This window comes from Thermophilibacter provencensis (assembly GCF_030372065.1).
Lineage (GTDB): Bacteria > Actinomycetota > Coriobacteriia > Coriobacteriales > Atopobiaceae > Thermophilibacter > Thermophilibacter provencensis_A.
Window position 1 is genome coordinate 50901 of record NZ_JAUDEA010000005.1, and the last position, 22188, is coordinate 73088.

22 protein-coding genes are annotated in these 22188 nt (G+C 65.8%); 20 read left to right on the forward strand and 2 right to left on the reverse strand.

What is annotated here, in order from left to right:
• Window positions 1-73 precede the first annotated feature (73 nt).
• Entirely contained in the window at window positions 74-1303 is a 1230-nt protein-coding gene (locus tag QUW25_RS04505; RefSeq protein ID WP_289511027.1) for a sensor histidine kinase, read from the reverse strand.
• Window positions 1304-1313: 10 nt separating this feature from the next.
• Window positions 1314-1988, reverse strand: coding sequence for a response regulator transcription factor (locus QUW25_RS04510; RefSeq protein WP_289511028.1), 675 nt, complete (start codon window positions 1986-1988; stop codon window positions 1314-1316).
• A 241-nt stretch (window positions 1989-2229) separates the two neighbouring features.
• Here QUW25_RS04510 and rpsP point away from each other — a divergent pair, with 241 nt between their 5' ends.
• The 20 genes from rpsP (at window position 2230) to tsf (ending at window position 22136) form a co-directional block, all read left to right on the forward strand.
• Window positions 2230-2580: a 30S ribosomal protein S16 gene (gene rpsP / locus QUW25_RS04515; protein WP_289511029.1), complete on the forward strand. Its 351-nt coding sequence runs from the start codon at window positions 2230-2232 to the stop codon at window positions 2578-2580.
• Between the two features lie 8 nt (window positions 2581-2588).
• Window positions 2589-2879 carry a KH domain-containing protein gene (locus QUW25_RS04520; RefSeq protein ID WP_289511030.1) on the forward strand — a complete coding sequence of 97 codons (291 nt, stop codon included), beginning with the start codon at window positions 2589-2591 and terminating at the stop codon, window positions 2877-2879.
• A gap of 69 nt (window positions 2880-2948) precedes the next feature.
• On the forward strand, window positions 2949-3419 hold the full coding sequence (locus tag QUW25_RS04525; protein ID WP_289511031.1) for a ribosome maturation factor RimM: 471 nt from the start codon (window positions 2949-2951) through the stop codon (window positions 3417-3419).
• Entirely contained in the window at window positions 3416-4165 is a 750-nt protein-coding gene (trmD, locus tag QUW25_RS04530) for a tRNA (guanosine(37)-N1)-methyltransferase TrmD (protein ID WP_289511032.1), read from the forward strand. Before QUW25_RS04525 ends, trmD begins: the two co-directional genes overlap by 4 nt.
• Entirely contained in the window at window positions 4162-4752 is a 591-nt protein-coding gene (gene lepB, locus QUW25_RS04535) for a signal peptidase I (protein ID WP_289511033.1), read from the forward strand. The genes trmD and lepB overlap by 4 nt, the downstream gene beginning before the upstream one ends.
• A 30-nt stretch (window positions 4753-4782) precedes the next feature.
• Window positions 4783-5694 carry a glycine--tRNA ligase subunit alpha gene (locus QUW25_RS04540; protein ID WP_289511034.1) on the forward strand — a complete coding sequence of 304 codons (912 nt, stop codon included), beginning with the start codon at window positions 4783-4785 and terminating at the stop codon, window positions 5692-5694.
• On the forward strand, window positions 5695-7791 hold the full coding sequence (glyS, locus tag QUW25_RS04545) for a glycine--tRNA ligase subunit beta (protein WP_289511035.1): 2097 nt from the start codon (window positions 5695-5697) through the stop codon (window positions 7789-7791).
• A 55-nt stretch (window positions 7792-7846) separates the two neighbouring features.
• Window positions 7847-8248, forward strand: coding sequence for a kinase/pyrophosphorylase (locus tag QUW25_RS04550; RefSeq protein ID WP_289511036.1), 402 nt, complete (start codon window positions 7847-7849; stop codon window positions 8246-8248).
• A 230-nt stretch (window positions 8249-8478) separates the two neighbouring features.
• Complete coding sequence (gene ppdK, locus QUW25_RS04555; protein WP_289511037.1) at window positions 8479-11238, forward strand: pyruvate, phosphate dikinase; 2760 nt, start codon at window positions 8479-8481, stop codon at window positions 11236-11238.
• Between the two features lie 227 nt (window positions 11239-11465).
• Entirely contained in the window at window positions 11466-12509 is a 1044-nt protein-coding gene (locus QUW25_RS04560; protein ID WP_289511038.1) for a deoxyguanosinetriphosphate triphosphohydrolase, read from the forward strand.
• Between the two features lie 80 nt (window positions 12510-12589).
• Entirely contained in the window at window positions 12590-13543 is a 954-nt protein-coding gene (locus tag QUW25_RS04565; RefSeq protein WP_289511039.1) for a DUF6273 domain-containing protein, read from the forward strand.
• A 147-nt stretch (window positions 13544-13690) separates the two neighbouring features.
• Entirely contained in the window at window positions 13691-14035 is a 345-nt protein-coding gene (gene rplS / locus QUW25_RS04570; RefSeq protein ID WP_354003623.1) for a 50S ribosomal protein L19, read from the forward strand.
• 70 nt (window positions 14036-14105) lie between these two features.
• Window positions 14106-14897, forward strand: coding sequence for a ribonuclease HII (locus QUW25_RS04575; RefSeq protein ID WP_289511041.1), 792 nt, complete (start codon window positions 14106-14108; stop codon window positions 14895-14897).
• A gap of 176 nt (window positions 14898-15073) precedes the next feature.
• Window positions 15074-15562 carry a YraN family protein gene (locus tag QUW25_RS04580; RefSeq protein ID WP_289511042.1) on the forward strand — a complete coding sequence of 163 codons (489 nt, stop codon included), beginning with the start codon at window positions 15074-15076 and terminating at the stop codon, window positions 15560-15562.
• Window positions 15559-17049 (forward strand): YifB family Mg chelatase-like AAA ATPase, encoded by a 1491-nt coding sequence (locus tag QUW25_RS04585; RefSeq protein ID WP_289511043.1) that lies wholly within the window; start codon window positions 15559-15561, stop codon window positions 17047-17049. The genes QUW25_RS04580 and QUW25_RS04585 overlap by 4 nt, the downstream gene beginning before the upstream one ends.
• Window positions 17050-17059: 10 nt before the next feature.
• Complete coding sequence (locus QUW25_RS04590) at window positions 17060-17965, forward strand: DNA-processing protein DprA (protein WP_289511044.1); 906 nt, start codon at window positions 17060-17062, stop codon at window positions 17963-17965.
• A 25-nt stretch (window positions 17966-17990) separates the two neighbouring features.
• Window positions 17991-19328, forward strand: a complete 1338-nt coding sequence (trmFO, locus tag QUW25_RS04595) for a methylenetetrahydrofolate--tRNA-(uracil(54)-C(5))-methyltransferase (FADH(2)-oxidizing) TrmFO (protein ID WP_289511045.1) — start codon at window positions 17991-17993, stop codon at window positions 19326-19328.
• A 5-nt stretch (window positions 19329-19333) separates the two neighbouring features.
• The gene (locus QUW25_RS04600; protein WP_289511046.1) at window positions 19334-20245 is read left to right on the forward strand and encodes a tyrosine recombinase XerC; all 912 of its coding nucleotides are present in this window, start codon (window positions 19334-19336) and stop codon (window positions 20243-20245) included.
• 212 nt (window positions 20246-20457) lie between these two features.
• Complete coding sequence (gene rpsB, locus QUW25_RS04605; protein ID WP_289511047.1) at window positions 20458-21234, forward strand: 30S ribosomal protein S2; 777 nt, start codon at window positions 20458-20460, stop codon at window positions 21232-21234.
• A 26-nt stretch (window positions 21235-21260) separates the two neighbouring features.
• Complete coding sequence (tsf, locus tag QUW25_RS04610; RefSeq protein WP_289511048.1) at window positions 21261-22136, forward strand: translation elongation factor Ts; 876 nt, start codon at window positions 21261-21263, stop codon at window positions 22134-22136.
• The last annotated feature ends 52 nt before the right edge of the window (window positions 22137-22188 follow it).

Consider the following 22188-nt stretch of genomic DNA (forward strand, 5'->3'; position numbering starts at 1 on the left):
CGCCTCGGCGGGGCTGGGGCGGGGATCGTCCCCCTTGGGGGCGGATGTGGGCTGCGTCCTCTTCATGCCCCGATTATAGGGTTACGGTGAAGGTCGTTCCCGTCTCGTCGCTCGAGGAGGCGGAGATCTTGCCCCCCATGGACTCCACGAGGCTTCGCGCGATGGCGAGCCCCAGGCCAAACCCGCCGCTGCTCTGGCGCTCGCGGGCGTCATCCGTGCGGTAGAAGCGGTCAAAGATGTGCTTGAGGTCCTCTGCCGAGATGGTCTCGCCGTGGTTGTTGACGCTCAGGATGACGCGTTTGCCCTCTGCCTTGAGGCTCACGCTCACTACCGAGCCCGGGCGCGCGTACTTGGTCGCGTTGTCGAGGAGCGTCCGAACCACGCGCCGCAGCCCCTCCTGGTCGGCGTGGGCCGTGATCCCCTTGGGGAGGTCGCAGGCGATCTCGCAGCCGCGCTCAAACGCCACGGCGTCAAACTCGAGCGCGCAGCGCGAGGCGAGTTCCGAGACGTCGACGCTCGCGAGCTCGCGCTTGGAGCCGGACTTGGTCGCCGCCTGCTCGTCCGCGCGGGCAAGCGTGAGCAGGTCCTCGACGAGCCCCTTCATGTGGCCCGCCTCGTCTGCGGTGCTGTCAACCCAGCGGCGCGCGTCCTCGGGAAGCCCCTCCATGCCCTCGAGTATCTGCGTGTTGGCAAGGATGACCGCGAGCGGCGTCTTGAGCTCGTGGGACGCGTCCGACACAAAGCGGCGCTGTCGCTCCCACGAGCGCTCCACGGGCTTGAGCGCCCAGCCCGAGAGCACGTAGGAGATGACAAAGAGCGCGCCCATGGAGACAAAGAAGATGACGAGGCTCGTCAGGGCCTGGACGCGCAGGCTCGCGGCGCGCGAGTACGTGTCCACGAGGGCGATGCGCCAGCCCCAGGGAGTCTCCGTCTTCATCCACGCCACGTGGTAGTCGTCGCACTTGCCGGCGCTCTCGGTGCTGGTCATCGCGTCGAGAATGACGTCGCGCAGCATCTCGTCGGGGACCTCGATCGACGAGTTGCCGTACCCGGCGTAGGGGACGCCGTCCGAGGTCACCTCGATGACGACGGCCAGCATGAGGTCGGTGCTCTGCTCGCCGGTGGTGTCGCCCAGGGTCACGTCCTCGATCTGCCCCTGCAGGGCGCGCTTGAGGATCTCCATGGTCACGGAGCGCTGCATCATCGCGTTGGAGAGCAGTGAGGAGCCGAGCACACCCGCGAGCACGAGGCCCACGAGGAGCATGGAGATGGCGATGAACTCCCGTCGGAGCTTGGCGAGCATGGGCGTCCCCCTACTCGGCGAGGACCTCGAGGCGGTAGCCGAGCATCCTCAGGGTGGTGATCTGTACCTTGGAGCCAATGTGGGCGAGCTTCTTGCGGAGGAAGGAGACGTAGGCCTCGACGGAGTTCTCGGAGGCGTCCGAATCCGCCCACACGCGGGTGAGGAGGTCCTGCTTGGACACAACGCGCGAGCTGGAGGTCATGAGGATGCTCATCACCTCAAATTCCTTGCCGGAGAGGTGCACGGTGGATTCTCCGCAGCTCAGGTCGTGCGTGGCGAGGTCAAGGCGAACGTCGGCAAAGACCGCCTCGTCAAGGAGGACGTCACCGCGACGCCTCGTGAGAGCGCGCAGGCGGGCGAGAAGCTCGGGCGCCTCGAAGGGCTTGGTCATGTAGTCATCCGCGCCGGCATCGAGTCCCTTGACCTTGTCGTCGGTCGCGGTGCGGGCGGTGAGCATGAGGATGGGGACGGACACGCCCTGGCGGCGAATCTCGTGCACAACCTCGTTTCCGTCCATGCCGGGCAGCATGACGTCCATGATGATCGCGTCGTAGGCGCCCGAGAGGGCCGCCCTCAGACCAGCGCGACCGTCATAGACGGCCTCGGCGTGCTGGGAATCCGCTTCGATGATATGCACGATCGCATCTGCGAGGTTGCGCTCGTCCTCAACAACCAGGATGTTCACGGGTGCTCCTTTGGTTGGCGTTTCGCACGACGTTGCTCGTGCTCGGTCATGGTGGGTATCCTACCCAGCGGGGCTGAAATTCCTCTGAACCCTTCCTTTCATGTGGGTTTGAGCGCCCTTGTTCACAAAAACTGCACCTTGCCCCAGTTTTAAAGAGTCGTATGATGGTTAACTGCTTGTGGTCAAGCGGTGCGGCCACCCCACAGTAACCACGCGCACCGCACGTCTGAAGGAGTTTTCATTGGCAGTCAAGATTCGCCTGGCCCGTCACGGTGCCAAGAAGCGCCCCTACTACCGCGTCGTCGTCGCTGACGGCCGCATGCCGCGCGACGGTCGCTACATCGAGGAGGTCGGCCGCTACAACCCGCTGACCAACCCCAAGACCATCGACATCAACCTCGAGAAGGTTGACGAGTGGGTCTCCAAGGGCGCTCAGCCGACCAACGCCGTGGCGCACCTCATTGACATCGCCCGCAACGGCCAGCCCGTCGTCGAGAAGAAGACGAAGATCTCCAAGAAGGCTGCCGCTAAGGCCGCTGCCGCTGCCGAGGCCGCCGCTGAAGCTGCCGCCGAGGCCGCCGACGCCGAGTAGGACCTGCGATGGGCGCCCAGGAAAGCGGTCTCGTCGAGACCGAGGAGCAGGAGCTGCCCTCCGACAAGGTCGCCGATCTTGTTGAGTACATCGTGTGCGGCCTCGTTGACGACGAGTCGTCGGTCTCCCTTGACGTGACCGACTCCGAGAACGGCTCGCTTATCGAGGTGAGCTGCTCGGAGGAGGACGCTGGCAGGGTGATTGGCCGCAAGGGACGCACGATCAAGGCGATTCGCACGCTCGCCCGCGCTCTCGGGCAGCGTGTCGGCACCTCCGTTGAGGTTGAGGTCGTGGGTTAGCTGCTCATGCGTTCTCGCTATCGCATCATAGCCCGTGTGGAGAAGCCCCACGGGAGAAGAGGGGAGGTCGTGACGGTTCCCGTTCACGGCCTTCCCTCAGTTGTGCGCCCCGGGCTCGAGGTCGCCCTCGTTCCCCCCGCGCTTCGAGGGAACCGTTGGCACACCATCACCTCGGTGTCCTCGGACAACAGGGCCGGATCGCTCGTCTCGCTCTCCGGGGTCTCCGCGCTCGGTGACGCCGAGGGCCTCGTGGGCTCCTACCTGCTGGCGCGTGCCGAGGACCTTCCCGCCGACCTCCCCCTGCACGACCGCGAGCGCCTGATCGGTCGCGTGGCCCGCGACGAGGAGACGGGCAGGGCCGGCGTCATCGAGGAGGTCATGACCGGACCGGCAAACGACGTCTGGGTTATCAGGGACGCCGGCTCGGAGGTGCTCGTTCCCGTCATTAACGAGGTGGTGAGCGCCGTTCCCGAGAGCGGCGAGATCCCCATCCGCATTCCCCGCGGTCTCGAGTGGCAGGGAGGGGTGGCGCGCTCATGAGGTTTGAGGCGCTCTCGGTGTTCCCCGAGGTCTTTGACGCGTACCTCGGGGCCTCCATCATGGGGCGTGCGCAGCGTGCGGGCATCTTCTCCTTTGAGGCCCACGACCTTCGCGACTGGACGCACGACCGCCACCGCACAGTTGACGACGCGCCCTTTGGCGGCGGTCAGGGCATGCTCATGAAGCCCGCGCCCATCTTCGAGGCACTCGACGAGCTCTCCGCCGAGGGCCTGCGCCCCCGCGTCGTGTTCTTCTCGCCCTGTGGCGAGCGCTTTGACCAGCGCGTTGCGGAGCGCCTCTCCACGGAGGAGCGCATTCTCTTTGTGTGTGGTCGCTACGAGGGCATCGACGAGCGGGTCTACACGCTTGCCGATGACGTCCTCTCCATTGGGGACTACGTGCTCACCGGCGGCGAGCTCGCCGCGCTCGTGGTGATCGACGCGGTGGTCCGGCTTCTTCCCGGCGCGCTCGGCGACGAGCTCTCCGCCGTGGACGAGTCCTTCTCGTCCGCCGGCCTGCTCGAATACGCCCAGTACACGCGTCCCGCGAGCTATCGAGGCTTGGATGTGCCAGAGGTCCTGCTCTCCGGGGACCACGCGAGAATCGCGCGCTGGCGGAGGCAAAACGCCGTCGAGCGCACCGCGCTCTGGCGCCCGGACCTTTTGGACGGCGCCGAGCTCAGCGATGAGGAGCGCGAGCTCGCGCAAAGGGTCATCGATGCCCAGGAGGGGAGAGGGGAGCTATGAGCGAGGGGTACGAGCCGCGTCACGCGGCCGCTCCGAACGAGCCCGCCAAGCGGGGCAAGAGGGGGCTTCCCTGGCCCGTGGGGGCGCTTCTCGGCGGCATTGCCATCGCTGTCATCTTGAGGCTCTTTGTCATCGGCGTCTACTACGTGCCGTCGGGGTCCATGCTCAACACCATTCACGAGGGCGACCTTCTCCTGGGGGAGATGGTCAGCCTTCACTTTGACGACCCGCGGCAGGGCGACGTCGTCACCTTTGATAGCCCGCTCACCGAGGGCGAGACGCTCGTCAAGCGCGTCATTGCCGTCGGAGGGCAGACCATCGACCTCGTTGACGGGACCGTCTACGTTGACGGGGAGCCGCTCGTGGAGCCCTACACCGAGGGCAAGCCCACCGAATCGCTCTCCGACTACCTCGGCTCCGCTGGTATCAGCTATCCTTACGTCGTCCCCGAGGGCACGATCTGGGTCATGGGCGACAACCGCACCAACTCAAAGGACTCGCGCTTCTTTGGGCCCGTCTCCGTTGATGACGTGACCTCGCGGGTTCTCTTTATCTACTGGCCGCTCTCGCACGTGGGCACCCTCTAGGGCCGACGGCGAGACGAGAGAAGGACGGACATGAGCGACAACGTTCTCACGTTTCAGGACATGATCCTCACGCTCGAGCGCTACTGGGCGGAGCAGGGCTGCACCGTCATGCAGCCCTATGACTCTGAGGTGGGCGCCGGCACGTTCCACACCGCAACCACGCTGCGCTCGCTCGGGCCCAAGCCGTGGCGCACCTGCTACCCGCAGCCGTGTCGCCGTCCCGCAGACGGCCGCTACGGCGAGAACCCCAACCGCATGCAGCACTACTACCAGTTTCAGGTGATCCTGAAGCCGTGCCCCGTTGACTCCCAGGAGCTCTATCTCGGCTCGCTCGCGGCCATTGGCCTCGACCCCGCCGAGCACGACGTCCGCTTCGTCGAGGACGACTGGGAGAGTCCCACGCTGGGCGCCTGGGGCCTTGGCTGGGAGGTCTGGATGGACGGCATGGAGGTCACCCAGTACACCTACTTCCAGCAGGTGGGCGGCATCGAGGTTGACCCCGTGCCCGTCGAGATCACCTACGGCCTCGAGCGCATCGCCATGTACGCGCAGGGCGTGGACTCCGTCTACGACGTCATCTGGTCCTACCTGCCCGATGGCACCCCGATGACTTATGGCGACGTCTTCCACGAGAACGAGCGCGAGTTCTCGACCTACAACTTTGAGGTTGCCAACGTCGAGATGATGCGCGAGAAGTTCGACGACTACGAGCGCGAGTGCCACGCATGCCTCGAGCGCAAGCTGCCGCTGCCGGCGTACGACTGCGTCATGAAGTGCAGTCACGCCTTCAACCTGCTCGATGCCCGCGGCGCCATCTCGGCCACCGAGCGCGCCAACTACATCCTGCGCGTCCGCACCATCGCCAAGCTCTGCTGCGAGTGCTACCTCGCGGAGGTTGCCGGCAAGACCGATGACGATGCCAAGAAGGGGGAGGTGGCCTAAATGGCAGAGACTCGCGACTTCCTGCTTGAGATCGGCACCGAGGAGATGCCCTCGGCCCCGCTCATGAACGCTGCCAAGCAGCTCGGCGGCCTTGTTGCCAAGGGACTTGACGCCGCCGGTCTCGCGCACGGCGAGGTGCGCGTCATCTCGACGCCTCGCCGCCTCGCGGCGCTCGTCGCCAACGTTGCCGTGGCTACTGACGAGATTCACGAGGTCAAGCGCGGACCCAAGGCCTCCATCGCCTTCGACGAGAGCGGTGAGCCCACCAAGGCCGCGCTCGGCTTTGCGCGCAAGTGCGGCGCCGAGGCGGCAGACCTCGTCCGCCGCGTTGACGCGGACGGCAGCGAGTACGTCTTCGCCGAGCGCAGCGTTCCCTCAAAGCCCGCCGCGCCCATCCTCTCCGAGCTCTCCGCCAACGTGATCGGCGGGCTGCAGTGGCCCAACTACCGTAGCCAGCGCTGGGGCTCCGAGCATGCGACCTTCGTGCGCCCCATCCGCTGGATCTGCGCGCTTCTCGGCGAGGACGTCGTGCCCGTGACCTATGCGGACGTGACCTCGTCCAACACCACGCGCGGACACCGCGTCCTTGCCCTGGGCGAGCACGTCGTTGCCTCGCCCGCGGACTACGAGGCCACGCTCGAGCGCGCCTTCGTGCTTTCCGCGGAGCGCCGCGAGGAGGTCATTCGCGAGGGCATCGCCAAGATTGAGGCCGAGCGCGGTGGGGCGCGCGTTGACACCCCGCGCAAGATCTTTGACGAGGTCGTGAACCTCTGCGAGTGGCCCACGGTTCTGGTGGGCACCTTCGACGAGGAGTTCCTCGAGGTCCCGCATGAGATCATCTGCGAGTCCATGCTCTCCAACCAGCGCTACTTCCCGATCTACGACGCCGAGGGCAACCTCACGCGCGAGTTTGTGGTGGTCTCAAACGCTGACCCCCGCGTGTCCGCGACCGTCGTTTCCGGCAACGAGCGCGTGGTGCGCGCTCGCCTCGACGACGCCAAGTTCTTCTACGACGAGGACCTCAAGCGCCCGATGGAGGAGTTCGTTAAGCGCCTTGGCTCGGTGACCTTCCAGGAGCGCCTGGGCACGATGCTCCAGAAGGTCGAGCGCATGGAGGGGCTCGCTGCCGCCGTTGCCTCACAGGCGGGGGAGGGCGAGGCCGGTGTGGCCGCCGCCGCGCGCGCCGCGCACCTCGCCAAGGCGGACCTCGTTTCGCAGGCCGTCGTTGAGTTCACCAACCAGCAGGGCGTCATGGGCGGCTACTACGCCGCGGCCGCCGGCGAGGCCCCCGAGGTCTGTGCCGCCATCCGCGAGCACTACCGCCCGCGCTTTGCGGGGGACGAGCTTCCGTCCGGCACCTGCGGCCGCTGCGTGGCCATTGCGGACAAGCTCGACACCGTCTGCGGTATCTTTGCCATCGACGAGCCGCCCACCGGCTCCTCGGACCCCTACGCCGTCCGCCGCGCCGCCATTGGCATCATTGCCATGCTCCGCTCGCTGCCGGGCTGTGACCTGCGCCAGCTCATCGGCCTCTCGCTCGGCTCCTACCAGGCCCAGGGTCTCGGGTTTGACCTTGAGTCCGTTGCCGGAGCCGTGGTGAGGTTCTTCCAGGGCCGCCTTGTCGCCATCGCGCGCGACGAGGGCATCCGCCCGGACACGATCGAGGCCGTCTCCGCCGTGGGCGTCATCAACCCCGTGGAGTTCATGGCGCGCGCTCACGCCCTCGAGGACGCTCGCTCCCAGAGCCCCGAGCTCTTTGACGACCTCGCCACCGCCTACGCCCGTGCCGCTCACCTTGGCGACGCCTCCCTGGGCGCAGACGTTGACACGGCCCTTCTCGGGCCCGCCGAGAGGAGCCTGCTCGATGCCTGTGAGCAGGGTTCCGTTGACGTCTCGGCCGCCCTTGCCAAGGACGACTACGCTGGCGCTCTCTCCGCACTTGCCGGCCTTAAGACCCCCATCGACCGATTCTTTGATGACGTGCTTGTCATGGATGAGGATACTGCGGTAAGGGAGAACCGCCTGCGCCTGCTTAACCGCTTTGTTGAGGTTTTTGTTGGCGTGGCGGACATTGGCGCTCTCTCTCGCAAGAAGTAGAATAGGCTCATACACACACCACACGCGCCACGAAGGAGATATAGGAGGTCTTGCGATGGCTAAGCTCGATTTGGATGACGACATCTACGGTCAGGTCGTGCCCCTCATCTATGTTCTTTCCGACGCGCGCGGCGAGACGGCCAACACCGTCGTCATGGCGGCTGCTGCCCAGTTTGGCGATGCCTCCGTTGACATTCGCCGTCTCTCCAACGTGAAGGACGTCGACACCGTCCGCGCCTACTTTGACGAGAACTTTGACGCCAGCCGTCCGTGCGCCGTGTTCCACACGTTTGCCAACGGCATCCTTCGACGTGAGATTCGCCGCGAGCTCGACCGTCGCGGCATCCCCTCGATTGACCTTCTCGGCCCGGCCGTGACCGTCATCTCCACGTTGACGGGCGAGGAGCCCACGCGAGAGATCGGTGCGGTGTATAAGGAAGAGGGTGCTGGCAAGTAAGGCCAAATCACTCCTCATGTTACTACCTCCGGGGTCGGGCAGCATGGCTCGGCCCCGATTTGGTATATCAGGTGCCGTTTACCCCAACATGTTGGTCGAATGGCCGAAAAACGGTTGTGAGCGGTAGTGTGACTGCTACTATTTCGTGAGGTTGCGAGCGCTTCGCTCGCCGCCAGTTGTAGGTGCGCGCCCGCATGGGCGCGCCAGGACCCAGGAAGCAAGGGGTAAACATGGCAGAAAAGCACGTCTACCGCTTTGGCTTCGACGCCAACGGCAACAACGTGACCGAGGTCGCGGGCGAGTCCGTTGCGGAGGCCAAGTGGATCACGGGTGGCAAGGGCGCCAACCTTGCCGAGATGGCCAACATCGGCCTTCCCGTCCCTCCCGGATTTACCATTACCTGCCAGACCTGCGTCGCTTACTCCAGCGCGGGTAACGTCTGGCCCGAGGGCGTTCTTGACGAGATTGACGAGTACCGCAAGGACCTCGAGGAGCGCATGGGCAAGAAGCTTGGCGACTCCGAGGACCCGCTGCTCGTCTCCGTGCGCTCCGGCGCGCCGTTCTCCATGCCCGGCATGATGGACACCGTCCTCAACCTCGGCCTCAACGATGACTCCGTCCAGGGCCTCATCAAGCAGACCGAGAACCCCCGCTTTGCCTACGACTCCTACCGTCGCTTCGTCCAGATGTTCTCGGACGTCGTCATGGGCGTCTCCGGCCAGCTCTTCGAGGACGCCATCGCCGCCAAGAAGGCCGAGAAGGGCGTGAAGCTCGACACCGAGCTCGATGCCGATGACCTCAAGGACCTCGTCGCCACGTTCAAGCAGATCTTTGCCGACAACGTCGACGCCGAGAAGTACCCTGAGGTGCTTGTCGACGGCAAGATCGAGTTCCCGCACGACCCGCTGGTGCAGCTCCGTCTCGCCGAGCAGGCCGTCTTCGGTTCCTGGAACACCGACCGCGCCATCCTCTACCGCAAGCAGAACAAGATTCCTGACGAGCTCGGCACCGCCGTCAATGTTCAGGTGATGGCCTTCGGCAACAAGGGCAACACCTCCGCCACCGGCGTCGCGTTCACCCGCAACCCCGCCGACGGCACCAACGAGCGCTATGGCGACTTCCTGGTCAACGCCCAGGGCGAGGACGTCGTCGCCGGCATCCGCAACACCGAGCCGATCGCCGACCTGCCCAAGGTCCCGGGCCTCGAGGAGGCTGGCAAGGAGCTCTTCCACGTCTTTGAGATCCTCGAGGACCACTACGCTGACATGATGGACCTCGAGTTCACCATCGAGCAGGGCAAGCTCTGGATGCTCCAGACCCGCGTGGGCAAGCGCACCGCTCTCTCCGCCCTCAAGGTCGCCATCCAGATGTACGAGGAGGGCCGCATCTCCAAGGAGGAGGCGGTCATGCGTGTTGCTCCCGAGCAGCTCGACCAGCTTCTCCACCCGCAGTTTGACCCCAAGGCTGACTACAAGGTCATCGCCAAGGGCCTCAACGCCTCCCCGGGTGCCGCCGTTGGCGCCGTCGTGTTCTCCTCCGCTGACGCCGAGGCCTACGCCGAGGCCGGCAAGCCCTGCATCCTCGTGCGCTGGGAGACCACCCCGGACGACCTTCACGGCATGGTTGCCGCTGAGGGCATCCTGACCTCTCACGGTGGCAAGACCTCCCACGCGGCCGTCATCGCCCGTGGCATGGGCGCCCCCTGCGTCTGCGGCGTTGATGCTCTTCAGATCGACGCCGTCAACAAGGTCTGCACCGTCGCCGGCACCGACATCACCCTCCACGAGGGCGACGTTATCTCCATTGACGGCACCACCGGTGACGTCATCCTCGGCGAGGTTGCCCTTGTCCGTCCGGAGCTCGGTGGCGACCTCCAGACCATCCTCGACTGGGCCGACGAGGTCCGTCTCAACGCTGACCGCGGCCGCGTGATCGGCGTGCGCGCCAACGCCGATAACCCGGCCGACGCGCAGCTCTCCAAGGACAACGGCGCCTCCGGCATCGGCCTCTGCCGTACCGAGCACATGTTCCTCGGCGAGCGCAAGCAGCTCATCCAGAACTTCATTCTTGCTGACGACGATGCCGTCAAGGCCGACGCCGTCGAGAAGCTCGGTGCTGCCCAGAAGGGCGACTTCCTCGAGATGTTCAAGGCCATGGACGGCATGCCCGTCATCGTGCGCCTGCTCGATCCGCCTCTGCACGAGTTCCTCGAGGATCCGCGTGACCTCGACGTCGAGATCGCCAAGGAGGAGGCCGAGGGCAAGGACGTCTCCGAGAAGAAGGCGCTTCTCGCCAAGCTCGACTCCTTCCAGGAGGCCAACCCGATGCTCGGCCTTCGTGGCTGCCGCCTCGGCCTGGTCTACCCCGAGCTCAACGTCATGCAGGTGAAGGCCATTGCCTCCGCCACCGCCGAGCTCCAGAAGCAGGGTCTCAACCCCAAGCCGGAGATCATGATCCCGCTCGTTGCCTTCGAGGAGGAGCTTGCTCTCGTCCGTGAGGTCGTCGAGGAGAACATCAAGGCCGTCGCCGAGGAGTACGGTGTCGAGCTCGACATCCCGGTCGGCACCATGATCGAGATTCCGCGCGCTGCCATCACCTCCGAGGACATCGCCAAGCACGCCGACTTCTTCTCCTTCGGCACCAACGACCTCACCCAGATGGGCCTTGGCTTCTCCCGTGACGACGTTGAGGCCGCGTTCATGCCGCTCTACCTCGACAAGAAGATCTGCAAGACGAACCCCTTCGCCACGCTCGACAAGGGCGTTGCCAAGCTCGTCAAGATGGGCGTCGAGGGCGGCCACGCCGGCAACCCGGACATCGTCTGCGGTGTCTGCGGTGAGACCGGTGGTGACCCCGAGTCCATCCACATGTACTATGACCTCGGTCTTGACTACGTGTCCTGCTCGCCGTACCGCGTGCCCATCGCCCGCCTTGCGGCTGCCCAGGCCAAGATCGAGGCCAACGGCGGCGCCGAGAAGGTCGCCAAGTAAGCGACGTCTTCTCACGCACGCCCCATCGAGGGAGGGAGCCCCGCGCTCCCTCCCTCTTCTGTCATTTGGGGACGTGTTATTTCTCTCAGAAAAATTGGGACAGGTCTTGTATTGCCGCGTCGCTGCGTGGTCGAACGTGGTCTTTCACCTGCTGTCTTCTTGACCTATCCCATTTTTTCTGAGAGAAATAACACGTCCCCAAATGACAGACGGGTCAAGGAGACGGGATGAGGGTTCTGACGCGAATCGAGCTTGAGCGCACCGAGCATGAGCGGCTCTCCCCGGACGCCGCCTTTGCGGATGCCTCTCTCGGGAGGCTCCGCCCCGAGCCCGAGGACGACCTCAGGACATGTTTCCAGTGCGACAGGGACCGCATACTCCACAGCAAGAGCTTTAGGCGGCTCGCGCACAAGACCCAGGTGTTTCTCGCCCCAGAGGGCGATCACTACCGCACGCGCCTGATACACACGCTCGAGGTTGGCCAGGTTGCTCGCTCAATCGCCCGTCCCCTGGGGCTCAACGAGGACTTGACCGAGGCCATAGCACTGGGACACGACCTTGGCCACACCCCCTTTGGCCATGTGGGGGAGCGTGCCCTCTCGCATGCCATTGCGCTCTACCGGGGACTTGACCCCGATGCTCCCGCCTCGCGTCGGATGTTCTCGCACAACGAGCAGAGCGCCCGCATCGTCGAGCGCCTTGAGCGTGACGGCCGTGGGCTCAACCTCACGCGCGAGGTTGTGGACGGCATTCGCAGCCACACCGGGACGCTGCGCGCCTGCACCCTCGAGGGGCGCGTCGTCGCCCTTGCCGACCGCATTGCCTACGTCTGCCATGACATCGACGACGCCGAGCGCGCCGGCCTCCTTCGTGAGGGCGACCTTCCCGCAGGCCCGCGCGACCTTCTGGGCTCGAGCTCGTCCGAGCGGATCGAGACCATGGTCCACGACGTTGTCTCAAGCAGCGCCGAGAAGGGCGACATCGTGATGTCCGCTCCCGTGCACGACGCCATGATGAGCATGCGCTCGTTCCTGTTTGAGAACCTCTACTCCCACGGTGACGCCAAATGGGAGGAGCCCAAGGCATATGCCATGCTCGTTGACCTTTTCTCGTACTTTGTCTCGCACCTCGACGAGGTTCCCGAGGAGTATCTCATCCAGGATGACGCTTCCGAGATTCAGGTCGCGGACTTCGTCTCCGGCATGACCGACCGCTACGCGGTTGGGCTCTACGAGGAGCTCAAGATCCCGCAGTCCTGGAAGCGCCGCTGACGCCCCCGGTTCCTGGTGTTTTGGCTGACCCCTGCTGCGCGCGGTAGAATACGGTGTCTTGCTTCGTGGGAGGGGGTCGTATGTCCAGGCGTGGGGGAGGCTGCCTTACGGCCGCTGCCGTAGCGCTCTCGCTTGTCGTGCTCGCGCTCGCCGCGGGGCTCGTTTGCCTCGTGCTTACCAACGGAGCGCCCACGGCAGAGGTGGGGGCGCCCCTTGAGGAGGAGCTCGTCCCCAAGGCCTTTGACGAGTACGCGTGGGGAGAGCTCTCCGAGGTCGCCGCCATGATCTCCTCCGCCCCCTCGGACGAGGAGGGACGCGCCATAGCCGAGAAGTACGGCGTTTCTGTGGGGAGCGTCCGGCCCCTTGCGCTTGACGACGGCAGGACCTGCTCGCTCACCGTGGTTGGCATCCGCGCGGACGAGCGTGCCGACGGCTCGGGCGTGTCCGGGCTCACGCTCATGGCCTCGCCCATCTCCGTCAGGGCCATGAACGAGGAGGAGACCAATGCCGGGGGCTGGGAGTCCTCGGACCTTAGGTCCTGGCTCGCCGCGGAGGGCATGGGCCTGCTCCCTGGCGAGCTTGCCGAGGCGATCGTTCCCGTCCGCAAGCTCACCAACAACGTTGGCGTGACGAGCGACGCCGCCTCCGTCACGGAGACGGACGACTCGCTCTGGCTCTTCTCCGCCTCCGAGGTGTGCGGTACCGTGACCTGGTTCACCGACGAGTACGGCGTGGAGCCCAATGCGCACACGGGCTACGTTGACTTTGCCCCCTACGACGCCCTTCTCAACCTGGAGGGCGAGCAGTACGAGTACTTCTCGGCCGCGGGCGTGAGCGCGAGCTCCGACCCCCAGGGCGCGCTTCGGCTCACCTATGGCGGGTCCGAGACCTCCTGGTGGTATCGAACCGCGTACCCCTTCACCTACGTTGGCGGGGACGAGTGCTACTTCTACCAGGTCATGGCCTCGGGGTACCCCTCAACAACGGGGCTTGCGACCAGCGCCTCGGGTGTGACGGTCGGTTTCTGCCTCTAGCCGTGCTCTGGCCTCCGGGAGACTTCCAAAGAGAGTTGTGTGGTTCTTGTCCAATGCCGCTTGGTGCCCTATAATCAAGCGCTGTGTGTAAACCTATGTGTCGTTCGCGAGAGCGTCGGCACCTCTAGAGAAAAACGAGGTATGAACATGGACTACATCCGCGCCATCGAGCGTCAGCAGATTCGCGAGGACATCCCCGCGGTCAAGGTTGGCGACCACGTCAAGGTGCACTATCGCATCGTCGAGGGCGACCGCACCCGTGAGCAGGTCTTTGAGGGCGACGTCATCCGCATGAGCGGCGCCGGTGCTCGCGAGACCTTCACCGTGCGCAAGATCAGCTTCTCCGTGGGCGTTGAGCGCACCTTCCCGCTGCACAGCCCCAAGATCGCCAAGCTCGAGGTCGTTCGTCACGGCGACATCCGTCGCGCCAAGCTCTACTACCTCCGCGACCGCGTGGGCAAGGCCGCCCGCATTCGCGAGAAGCGCGACTAGGCGTCATAGCTCAGTTCGTCAGGACCGCCCCCTCGGGGGCGGTTTTGCTATGCAGGGGGGGTAGATTGCCATGGTATCCAGCACACCGCGTCCCGCGACGGCCCGAGAGATCGTAGCGCTTCTCGCCGATGCTCCCGAGGAGGAGGCTAGGGCGCTGATCGAACGCTACGCGGAGGACCCGCGCAAGCAGGTTATCCGTGCCGTTGAGGCGGCGCGCCGCCGCCTTGCCCGCAGCGAGGCGGAGCGCGAGCGGGTTGCAGCCCTGTATGAGCTTGAGCGGGAGCTTGGCGGCAGCGGTCTTGTCGTCGGCGTTGACGAGGTCGGCCGGGGCGCGCTCGCCGGGCCGCTCACGGTCTGTGCGGTCTGCCTTCCTCCGGAGCCCCATATCATGGGCCTCAACGACTCCAAGCAGCTCACCCCCGCGCGGCGCGAGGGGATAGCGGCGCAGGTCGCCGACGTTGCCGTGGCCATTGGCATCGCGCACATAGATCCTGCCGCCATCGACGCCCTGGGTATGGGGACCGTTCTTCCGCGAGCCATGGCTCAGGCGATTCGCGATACCGGGATAGAGCCGGATGCGGTTCTCATCGATGGGAACCCCGTACACGCCCATCCCGCCGAGCGGTGTATCGTGAAGGGCGACGCGCGCGTTGCCTCGATCGCCGCCGCCTCCATCGTTGCCAAGGTCACGCGTGACGCGCTTATGGTTGCCTACGACGAGGAGTACCCCGGCTATCACCTGGCCTCGTGCAAGGGCTATGGTTCCGCAGAGCACATTGCGGCCATTCGCGAGCGCGGTCTTTCTCCCATCCACCGCGCCTCGTTTTGTGGAAACTTCCTGGAGACCGCGCGCCTGTTTTAATGATTTATATTTGAACCCCGCGCGTGTCCCCACGCCCTTCCGGCGCCCATACTGCCAAGAATCCGACTCAACATTTTGACGTGGCAGCTACGTGACCCTCTCGCGCAGCTACCGGGAAGCTTCGTGCAAGCTTCGTCTGCGACGCTCTTCTCACATCGACGTGAGGAGGCAGAGCTATGGAGTCAGTCTTTGAGGCAACCCTTTCCGAGCCCGTGGAAGCGCTTGAGCAGGAGCGCGACCCCGCACCCGTTGCGGTTAACCCACCGTGTGCCGAGCTGTCGTCTCATGACCTTGGGAAACGGGGCGAGGACGCCGCCGTTCGGTCCCTGACCGACCGCGGCTGGCAGATCATCGTGCGCAACTGGCACTGTTCTGAGGGCGAGGTCGATATCATCGCCAAGGACCCAGACGGCGAGCTGGTCTTTGTTGAGGTGAAGACGAGGCACTCGCCTGGGGCGGAGCAGGGTCTTGGGTATGAGGTCATTCCTGAGGAGGCCGTCGACGAGGCCAAGCGTGCGAGGTATGTGAGGTGCGCCTCGCTCTTTCTCAGGTCCACGCCCTACATTGAGCGCGTGCGCTTTGACGTGATCGCCATCACCGTCACGGGACCGGGCAGGGCTCATCTCCGCCACATCGGGCGCGCCTTTGAGGGTGACGACCTATGAGCGGGGGCGCAGTCAGCGTCTCGACCGCTCAGATTCACGGCGTGGAGACCATTTCCGTCGAGGTCCAGGTGAGTCTTTCGGGCGGCCTGCCCGGGTTTGACGTCGTGGGTATGCCGGACGCCTCGGTTCTCGAGGCACGCTCGCGCGTGCGCTGCGCCCTGAAGGCGTGCAACTTCACCATCCCGCGCGAGCACGTGATCATCAATCTCATGCCCGGAGACAAGCGAAAGACGGGCACGGCGTTTGACCTGCCCATAGCCGTTGCCATTCTCATTGCGACCAGGCAGCTTCCCCCGGACGTTGCGAGGGGTTGTCTGCTTGTGGGGGAGCTCGGGTTGAACGGCGAGGTAAACCCCGTGCGAGGGGACGTCGCCTATGCCGCGCTCGCTCGCGAGAAGGGCCTGACCCTCGTGACGTCCGCGGACAGTCCGCTGACCCCCGGGCTCGTCGGGGACGCTCGGGGCATCTCGACGCTCGGGCAGCTGAGGGAGGGTGCGGAGAACCTCCCGCTTCTCCGCCAGCGAGAGTCGTGCGTCGGCGCTCAGCGCGACAGGGCCATCGACTTCATTGACGTTGTGGACCAGGAGCTCGCCAAGCGCGCTATGGTCATAGCGGCAGCGGGAAGGCACGGCATGCTCATGATTGGGCCGCCCGGCGCGGGAAAGACGATGCTCGCCCGCAGGCTCCCCACCATCCTTCCACCGCTCACGGATGACGAGCGCGCCATGGCGCTGCTCATTCACTCCGTTGCCGGCCAGTCGCTCGACACGGTTGCCGAGGGGAGAAGGCCGTTCAGGGCGCCGCACCACTCCATCTCAACCGGCGGCCTCATAGGGGGCGGAAGGCCGGTCATTCCCGGCGAGATCTCACTCGCCCACGGGGGCGTCCTCTTTCTCGACGAGCTTCCCGAGTTTGCGAGAAACTCGCTGCAGGCTCTGAGGCAGCCCCTCGAGGACGGCGTGGTGAGAATCACCCGCGTGGAGGGCTCCTACTCGTTTCCCTGTGACTTTCAGCTCGTTGCGGCGGCCAACCCCTGCCCCTGCGGTCATCTGGGCGACCCGGGGCACGAGTGCACCTGCTCGGCGGCGAGAATCGCGGCCTACCAGAGCCGCATCGGTGGACCGCTCATGGACAGGATTGACATCGTCGTGGACGTTGCGCGCCCCAAGAGCTCCAAGGTGATTCAGGGCCAGGAGGGTATGGGCACGCACGAGATGGCCGAGCTCGTATCCGCAGCGCGGGAGTTCAGGAAGGAGCGGGAGCTGGGGCTTGGGGAAGCCATCAGAGACCCCGTCGCGCGCGCCCGTCTTGACCCTCGTGCCCAGGCGGTCTTCGAGAGTCTGGCGGACCGGCTGGCGCTGGGTGGGCGCGCCATCGTCCGCGTCGCGCGCGTTGCGAGGACCATTGCCGACCTCGAGCAGCGCGAGTACGTGAGCGAGGACAACGTTGTCGAGGCGCTGGGGTTTCGCTCCCGCGAGATGTCCTGAGGAGGCGGCCATGTCAGACGTGCTGAGAGGGGATCGCTGGGAGATCGCGAGAGGGGAGGAGGGATACCCTCCTACGTTGGAGGACCTGGAGAGCCCGCCCGAGCTGATCTTTGGCGTGGGTCAGAGAGAGGCGCTTCTCGGCCCTGCGCTTGCCGTGGTGGGAGCGCGGCGGGCCACGCCCTACGGGCTCTCCATTGCGGAGATGGCCGCACGAGTTGCCGCCGAGTGCGGGGTTACCGTGATATCGGGTGGGGCCATGGGCTGCGATCATGCCGCCGGATACGGCGCCCTTAGGGCGGGCGGAAGGACGGTTGTGGTCTCCGGCTGCGGCGCAGACGTGGTGTACCCGTCATCCTCTCGCGATGTCTTTGAGGGGGCCGTCTCCTCGGGCGGCGCCGTCATCTCCGCGCAGGGCTGGGGCTCGGGCCCCCGGCGGTGGGCCTTCCCCAAGAGAAACGCGCTCATTGCGGCGCTCTCGCAGGTGCTCGTGGTCACGGAGGCCGGCGTGCGCTCGGGAACGATGTCGACGGCGGACGCGGCGGTCGAGCTCGGAAGGACCGTCTACGCCATCCCGGGGTCGATCTTCTCGCCCAACTCGGCGGGAACCAACCGCCTGTTGAGCGAGGGAGCGCGGGTCATCCCCGACGAGCAGTCCCTCGCTCTTGCCATCTCGCTCGACTTTGGCGTCGCTCGCTTTTCCGAGGCCCGTGGTAGACTCGCTTTGGGCCCCATCATGTCCGCGCTGCTCGCGTCGCCCTCGCGGCCCGACGAGCTTGCCGCGCGGCTGGGGGAGAGCGTTCTCACGATACTCAAGACGCTTACCGAGTTTGAGTCCCGGCGCGTTGTCGAGCGGCTGCCCGATGGGCGCTACTCGCCCACGCGGGAGTACCTCATGGGGCTGGGCGATGGCTCGTAGGCGCGGCTAACGGGTGGGAGGAACAATGGAGGACCAGGTGAGCGTTGTCGGCGGCGGCCTCGCCGGCTGCGAGTGCGCGCTTCAGCTGGCGCGCAGGGGCATCCGCGTGAGGCTGTTTGAGCAGCGGCCCGCCCACGAGTCACCCGCGCACCACACGGGCTCCTTTGCCGAGCTCGTCTGCTCCAACTCGCTCAAGTCGACAAAGCCCGATACTGCCGCGGGCCTGCTGAAGAACGAGCTGGACATGATGGGGAGCGTGCTTCTTGGCTGTGCCCGCCGCACCTCCGTCCCCGCCGGCGGCGCCCTTGCCGTTGACCGCGAGGCCTTCTCGGCCGAGGTCACGAGGCTCATCGAGAGCGAGCTGCTCATCGAGGTGGCGCGCGAGCGGGTGAGGGAGATTCCCGTGGGGCAAAGTGTCATCGCCGCGGGCCCGCTCTGCTCCGACGAGCTCTTCGAGGCCATTGCCAACGCTGTGGGCGGAACAAGGATGAGCTTCTATGACGCGGCTGCCCCCATCGTGGACGCGGACTCGCTCGACCGCTCCGTGGTCTTCGAGCAGTCCCGCTACGAGCAGGGCGGTGGGGGAGATTACCTCAACTGCCCCATGAGCCGCGAGGAGTACGACGCGTTCATGGACGCGCTCCTCTCCGCCGATCGCGTCATTGCCCGTGACTTTGAGCAGCGGGACCTCTTCTGCGCGTGCCAGCCCCTCGAGGAGGTGGCCAGGACGGGGCATGACTCCCTTCGCTATGGCGCGCTCAAGCCCGTTGGCCTGACCGACCCCCGAACAGGCCGCAGGCCATGGGCGGCGGTCCAGCTTAGGGCGGAAAACCCCGCGAGAACCGCCTTCAACCTCGTTGGCTTTCAGACCAACCTCACCTGGCCCGAGCAGCGTCGGGTCTTTAGGATGATTCCAGGGCTCGAGTCCGCCGAGTTCCTGCGCTACGGCGTGATGCACCGCAACTCCTTCGTCGACGCTCCCCACGCGCTCGATCGCACGTTCAAGATCCCCGGCACCAGGGCGCGCCTCGCCGGCCAGATCACCGGCACGGAGGGCTACGTCGAGGCCATCGCCTCCGGCCTTCTCGCCGCGCTCAACACCTATGCTGAGGTTCGCGGCCTTCCCGCGGTGCAGCTTCCGCCCACGGGCGCCCTGGGTTCGCTCGTTGCCTACGCCACGGATCCCGCGACAACGGGATACCAGCCCATGCACGTGAACTTTGGCATCGTTCCCCCGTTGCAGGACCCGCCCAGAAACAAGGCCGAGAAGCGCGCCGCCCTTGTTGCCCGAGCAGCCGAGGACCTCACTCGCTACCTTGAGCAGCGCCCCGACCTCTTTCCTGCGGCGGCCGGGGACAGGTGAGCGCCATGGGGGAGAAGGGGCGCGATTCGCGCCTCGAGGAGCTCGTCGACCGCTACTGCTCGTGGCTCTCTGACGTGAGGGGACTCTCCGCGAACACGGTCCGCTCGTACCGGGCGGACCTTGGCTCCTACGTGAGCTGGGCGTCCCGCGCTGGCCTCGAGGGCCTTGCCCCCACCCATCGCGAGCTTCGTTCCTATCTCGCGGACCTCGGGCGTGCCCGCTACTCGAGCAAGACCGTCAACCGCAGGCTCTCGGCGCTTCGGGGGTTCTTTCGGTGGCTCGTGCGCGAGGGTGCCTGCGAGGACGAGGCGGCGTCTGCCCTCGCGAGCCCCAAGGTCGCCCGAACGCTCCCCAAGGTGATGTCCGACGCGGACGCCCTCAGGCTCTTCTCGTCGTGCGACGTCTCCACGGCGGCGGGCCTGAGAGACCGCGCCTTTCTGGAGCTCCTCTACGCAACCGGCGCCCGCGTCTCGGAGGTCTCGTCGCTGACCCTGGGAGACGTTGACTGGGGCGACGCGCACGTCTCGCTCTTTGGCAAGGGGTCGAAGGAGCGTATTGTCCCGGTGTACCGCAGGGCGCTTGACTGGTTGGCCCGCTACGTTGACGAGGCGCGGCCCAGCCTGCTCAGGCAGCGGGAGACGGACGCGCTCTTTGTCTCCACCCGGGGAAACCCGATGTCCGCCGACGCGTTGAGGACGTGCTTTGAGCGACATGTGGCCCTGAGCGGCCTTGACCCCACGCTCACGCCCCACGCGATGAGGCACACCTTCGCAACCGAGCTGCTCGACGGGGGAGCCGACCTGAGGAGCGTTCAGGAGCTCCTGGGGCACGAGAGCCTCTCAACCACCCAGATCTACACCCATCTTTCCGTCGAGCGGCTCAGGCAGGTGGCGGCGCGCGCGCACCCCCGCTCGTGACGTGCATGGAGATTGTTTTGATGCTCGACACGCGCAATCCGAGCAGCTATACTACTAAACCGCTGTGCAGACGCACGGCATGTCGCGTACCCACGCGGCACCATCACGCACGCGTGACGACTCGTACGCCGTGGTGCTCAGGGCTTCTAGCCAGGTCCTGGGTGGCGTCTCGGGGATGACCTCACGCGGAGGAACAACCACAGGAGGTTACCATGGCTAAGATCACTATCCAGACCCTGCTCGACGCCGGCTGCCACTACGGTCACCAGACCCGCCGCTGGAACCCCAAGATGAAGTCCTACATCTTTGGTGAGCGCAACGGCATCTACATCCTCGATCTCAAGCAGACCATGATCGGCGCCGACCGCGCCTACACCTTCCTCAAGGAGACCGCTGCCAAGGGCGGCACCGTCCTCTTCGTTGGCACCAAGAAGCAGGCCCAGGAGGCCATCGCCACCCAGGCCGAGCGCTGCGGCATGCCCTACATCAACCAGCGCTGGCTCGGCGGCATGCTCACCAACTTCGTGACCATCCGCACCCGCATCAACCGCATGGAGGAGCTTGAGGCCATGGTCGAGGACGGCCGCATGTCCCTGCTCCCCAAGAAGGAGCAGGCGGTGCTCGGCAAGGAGCTCGCCAAGCTGCAGTCCAACCTCGGCGGCGCCCGCACCATGACCTCGCTGCCCCAGGCCATCTTCGTCGTTGACACCAAGCGCGAGGAGATCGGCGTGCGCGAGGCCAACCGTCTCCACATCCCCGTCGTGGGCCTGCTCGACACCAACTCCGACCCCGACGTGATCGACTACGGCGTCCCCGCCAACGACGACGCCATCCGCTCCGTCTCCCTCATGTGCGAGCTTGCCGCCGACGCCATTCTCGCCGGCTCCGGCAAGGAGCAGATCAGCGCCGAGGAGATGGCCGCCGGCACCACCGAGCCCGTCGTCGAGGCCACCGAGGCCGAGGCCGTCGAGGCCCCGGCTGCCGAGTAAGCATCCAAGAGAAAGAGGAGACAACCATGGCTCAGGTTACCGCCGCCCTTGTCAAGCAGCTCCGCGAGATGACCGACTCCCCGATGATGGAGTGCAAGAAGGCCCTCGTCGAGGCCGATGGCGACATCGACAAGGCCGTTGACATCCTTCGCACGATGGGCATCGCCAAGGCCGTCAAGCGCGCCGGCCGCGACACCAACGAGGGCACCATCGCCGCCTACGTCTCTGAGGACGGCAAGCTCGGCGCCCTTCTCGAGCTCACCTGCGAGACCGACTTCGTGGGCAACAACCCCAAGTTCACCGGCTTTGCCCTTGACCTCGCCAAGATCGTTGCCGAGAACGACCCGGCCGACGTTGAGGCCCTCAAGGCCTGCCCCATGGGCGAGTCTACGGTTGACGCCGAGCTCACCGAGATGATTCACGTCATCGGCGAGAACATGAAGATCAACCGCTTCCAGCGCGTCACCGCCGACGATGGTGCCCTGGGCAGCTACGTCCACCTTGGCGGCAAGCTCGCCGACATCGTGAGCTTCAAGCTCGGCAAGGCCGAGACCGCCGCTGCCGACGAGTTCAAGAGCTTCGCGCACGACGTTGCGATGCAGGTTGCCGCCGCCGCTCCCGTTGCCGCTCGTCGTGATGACGTCCCCGCCGACGTGATTGAGCACGAGCTCGCCATCTACAAGGCCCAGGCTGCCGAGTCCGGCAAGCCCGAGGCCATCCAGGAGCGCATGGCCCAGGGTCGCCTCGAGAAGTACTTCAAGGAGAGCGTCCTCACCGAGCAGGAGTTCGTCAAGGACGGCTCGGTTACCATCGGCCAGCTCGCCAAGAACGTTGCGAAGTCCCTCGGTGACGAGATCGAGGTCATGAGCTTCGTTCGCTACGTCTTCGGCGACGCTGAGTAACGCATTATCGCAAGCAGTCTGAACGGGGCCGGCGCCTAGCGTCGGCCCCGTT

What these genes read in the sequence shown, in the direction of transcription:
- QUW25_RS04505 (WP_289511027.1), bottom strand. Translation starts at nt 1,303, where the DNA reads ATGCTCGCCAAGCTCCGACGGGAGTTCATCGCCATCTCCATGCTCCTC.
- QUW25_RS04520 (WP_289511030.1), top strand. Translation starts at nt 2,589, where the DNA reads ATGGGCGCCCAGGAAAGCGGTCTCGTCGAGACCGAGGAGCAGGAGCTG.
- trmD (WP_289511032.1), top strand. Translation starts at nt 3,416, where the DNA reads ATGAGGTTTGAGGCGCTCTCGGTGTTCCCCGAGGTCTTTGACGCGTAC.
- lepB (WP_289511033.1), top strand. Translation starts at nt 4,162, where the DNA reads ATGAGCGAGGGGTACGAGCCGCGTCACGCGGCCGCTCCGAACGAGCCC.
- QUW25_RS04540 (WP_289511034.1), top strand. Translation starts at nt 4,783, where the DNA reads ATGAGCGACAACGTTCTCACGTTTCAGGACATGATCCTCACGCTCGAG.
- glyS (WP_289511035.1), top strand. Translation starts at nt 5,695, where the DNA reads ATGGCAGAGACTCGCGACTTCCTGCTTGAGATCGGCACCGAGGAGATG.
- QUW25_RS04550 (WP_289511036.1), top strand. Translation starts at nt 7,847, where the DNA reads ATGGCTAAGCTCGATTTGGATGACGACATCTACGGTCAGGTCGTGCCC.
- ppdK (WP_289511037.1), top strand. Translation starts at nt 8,479, where the DNA reads ATGGCAGAAAAGCACGTCTACCGCTTTGGCTTCGACGCCAACGGCAAC.
- QUW25_RS04560 (WP_289511038.1), top strand. Translation starts at nt 11,466, where the DNA reads ATGAGGGTTCTGACGCGAATCGAGCTTGAGCGCACCGAGCATGAGCGG.
- QUW25_RS04565 (WP_289511039.1), top strand. Translation starts at nt 12,590, where the DNA reads ATGTCCAGGCGTGGGGGAGGCTGCCTTACGGCCGCTGCCGTAGCGCTC.
- rplS (WP_354003623.1), top strand. Translation starts at nt 13,691, where the DNA reads ATGGACTACATCCGCGCCATCGAGCGTCAGCAGATTCGCGAGGACATC.
- QUW25_RS04575 (WP_289511041.1), top strand. Translation starts at nt 14,106, where the DNA reads ATGGTATCCAGCACACCGCGTCCCGCGACGGCCCGAGAGATCGTAGCG.
- QUW25_RS04580 (WP_289511042.1), top strand. Translation starts at nt 15,074, where the DNA reads ATGGAGTCAGTCTTTGAGGCAACCCTTTCCGAGCCCGTGGAAGCGCTT.
- QUW25_RS04585 (WP_289511043.1), top strand. Translation starts at nt 15,559, where the DNA reads ATGAGCGGGGGCGCAGTCAGCGTCTCGACCGCTCAGATTCACGGCGTG.
- QUW25_RS04590 (WP_289511044.1), top strand. Translation starts at nt 17,060, where the DNA reads ATGTCAGACGTGCTGAGAGGGGATCGCTGGGAGATCGCGAGAGGGGAG.
- trmFO (WP_289511045.1), top strand. Translation starts at nt 17,991, where the DNA reads ATGGAGGACCAGGTGAGCGTTGTCGGCGGCGGCCTCGCCGGCTGCGAG.
- QUW25_RS04600 (WP_289511046.1), top strand. Translation starts at nt 19,334, where the DNA reads ATGGGGGAGAAGGGGCGCGATTCGCGCCTCGAGGAGCTCGTCGACCGC.
- rpsB (WP_289511047.1), top strand. Translation starts at nt 20,458, where the DNA reads ATGGCTAAGATCACTATCCAGACCCTGCTCGACGCCGGCTGCCACTAC.
- tsf (WP_289511048.1), top strand. Translation starts at nt 21,261, where the DNA reads ATGGCTCAGGTTACCGCCGCCCTTGTCAAGCAGCTCCGCGAGATGACC.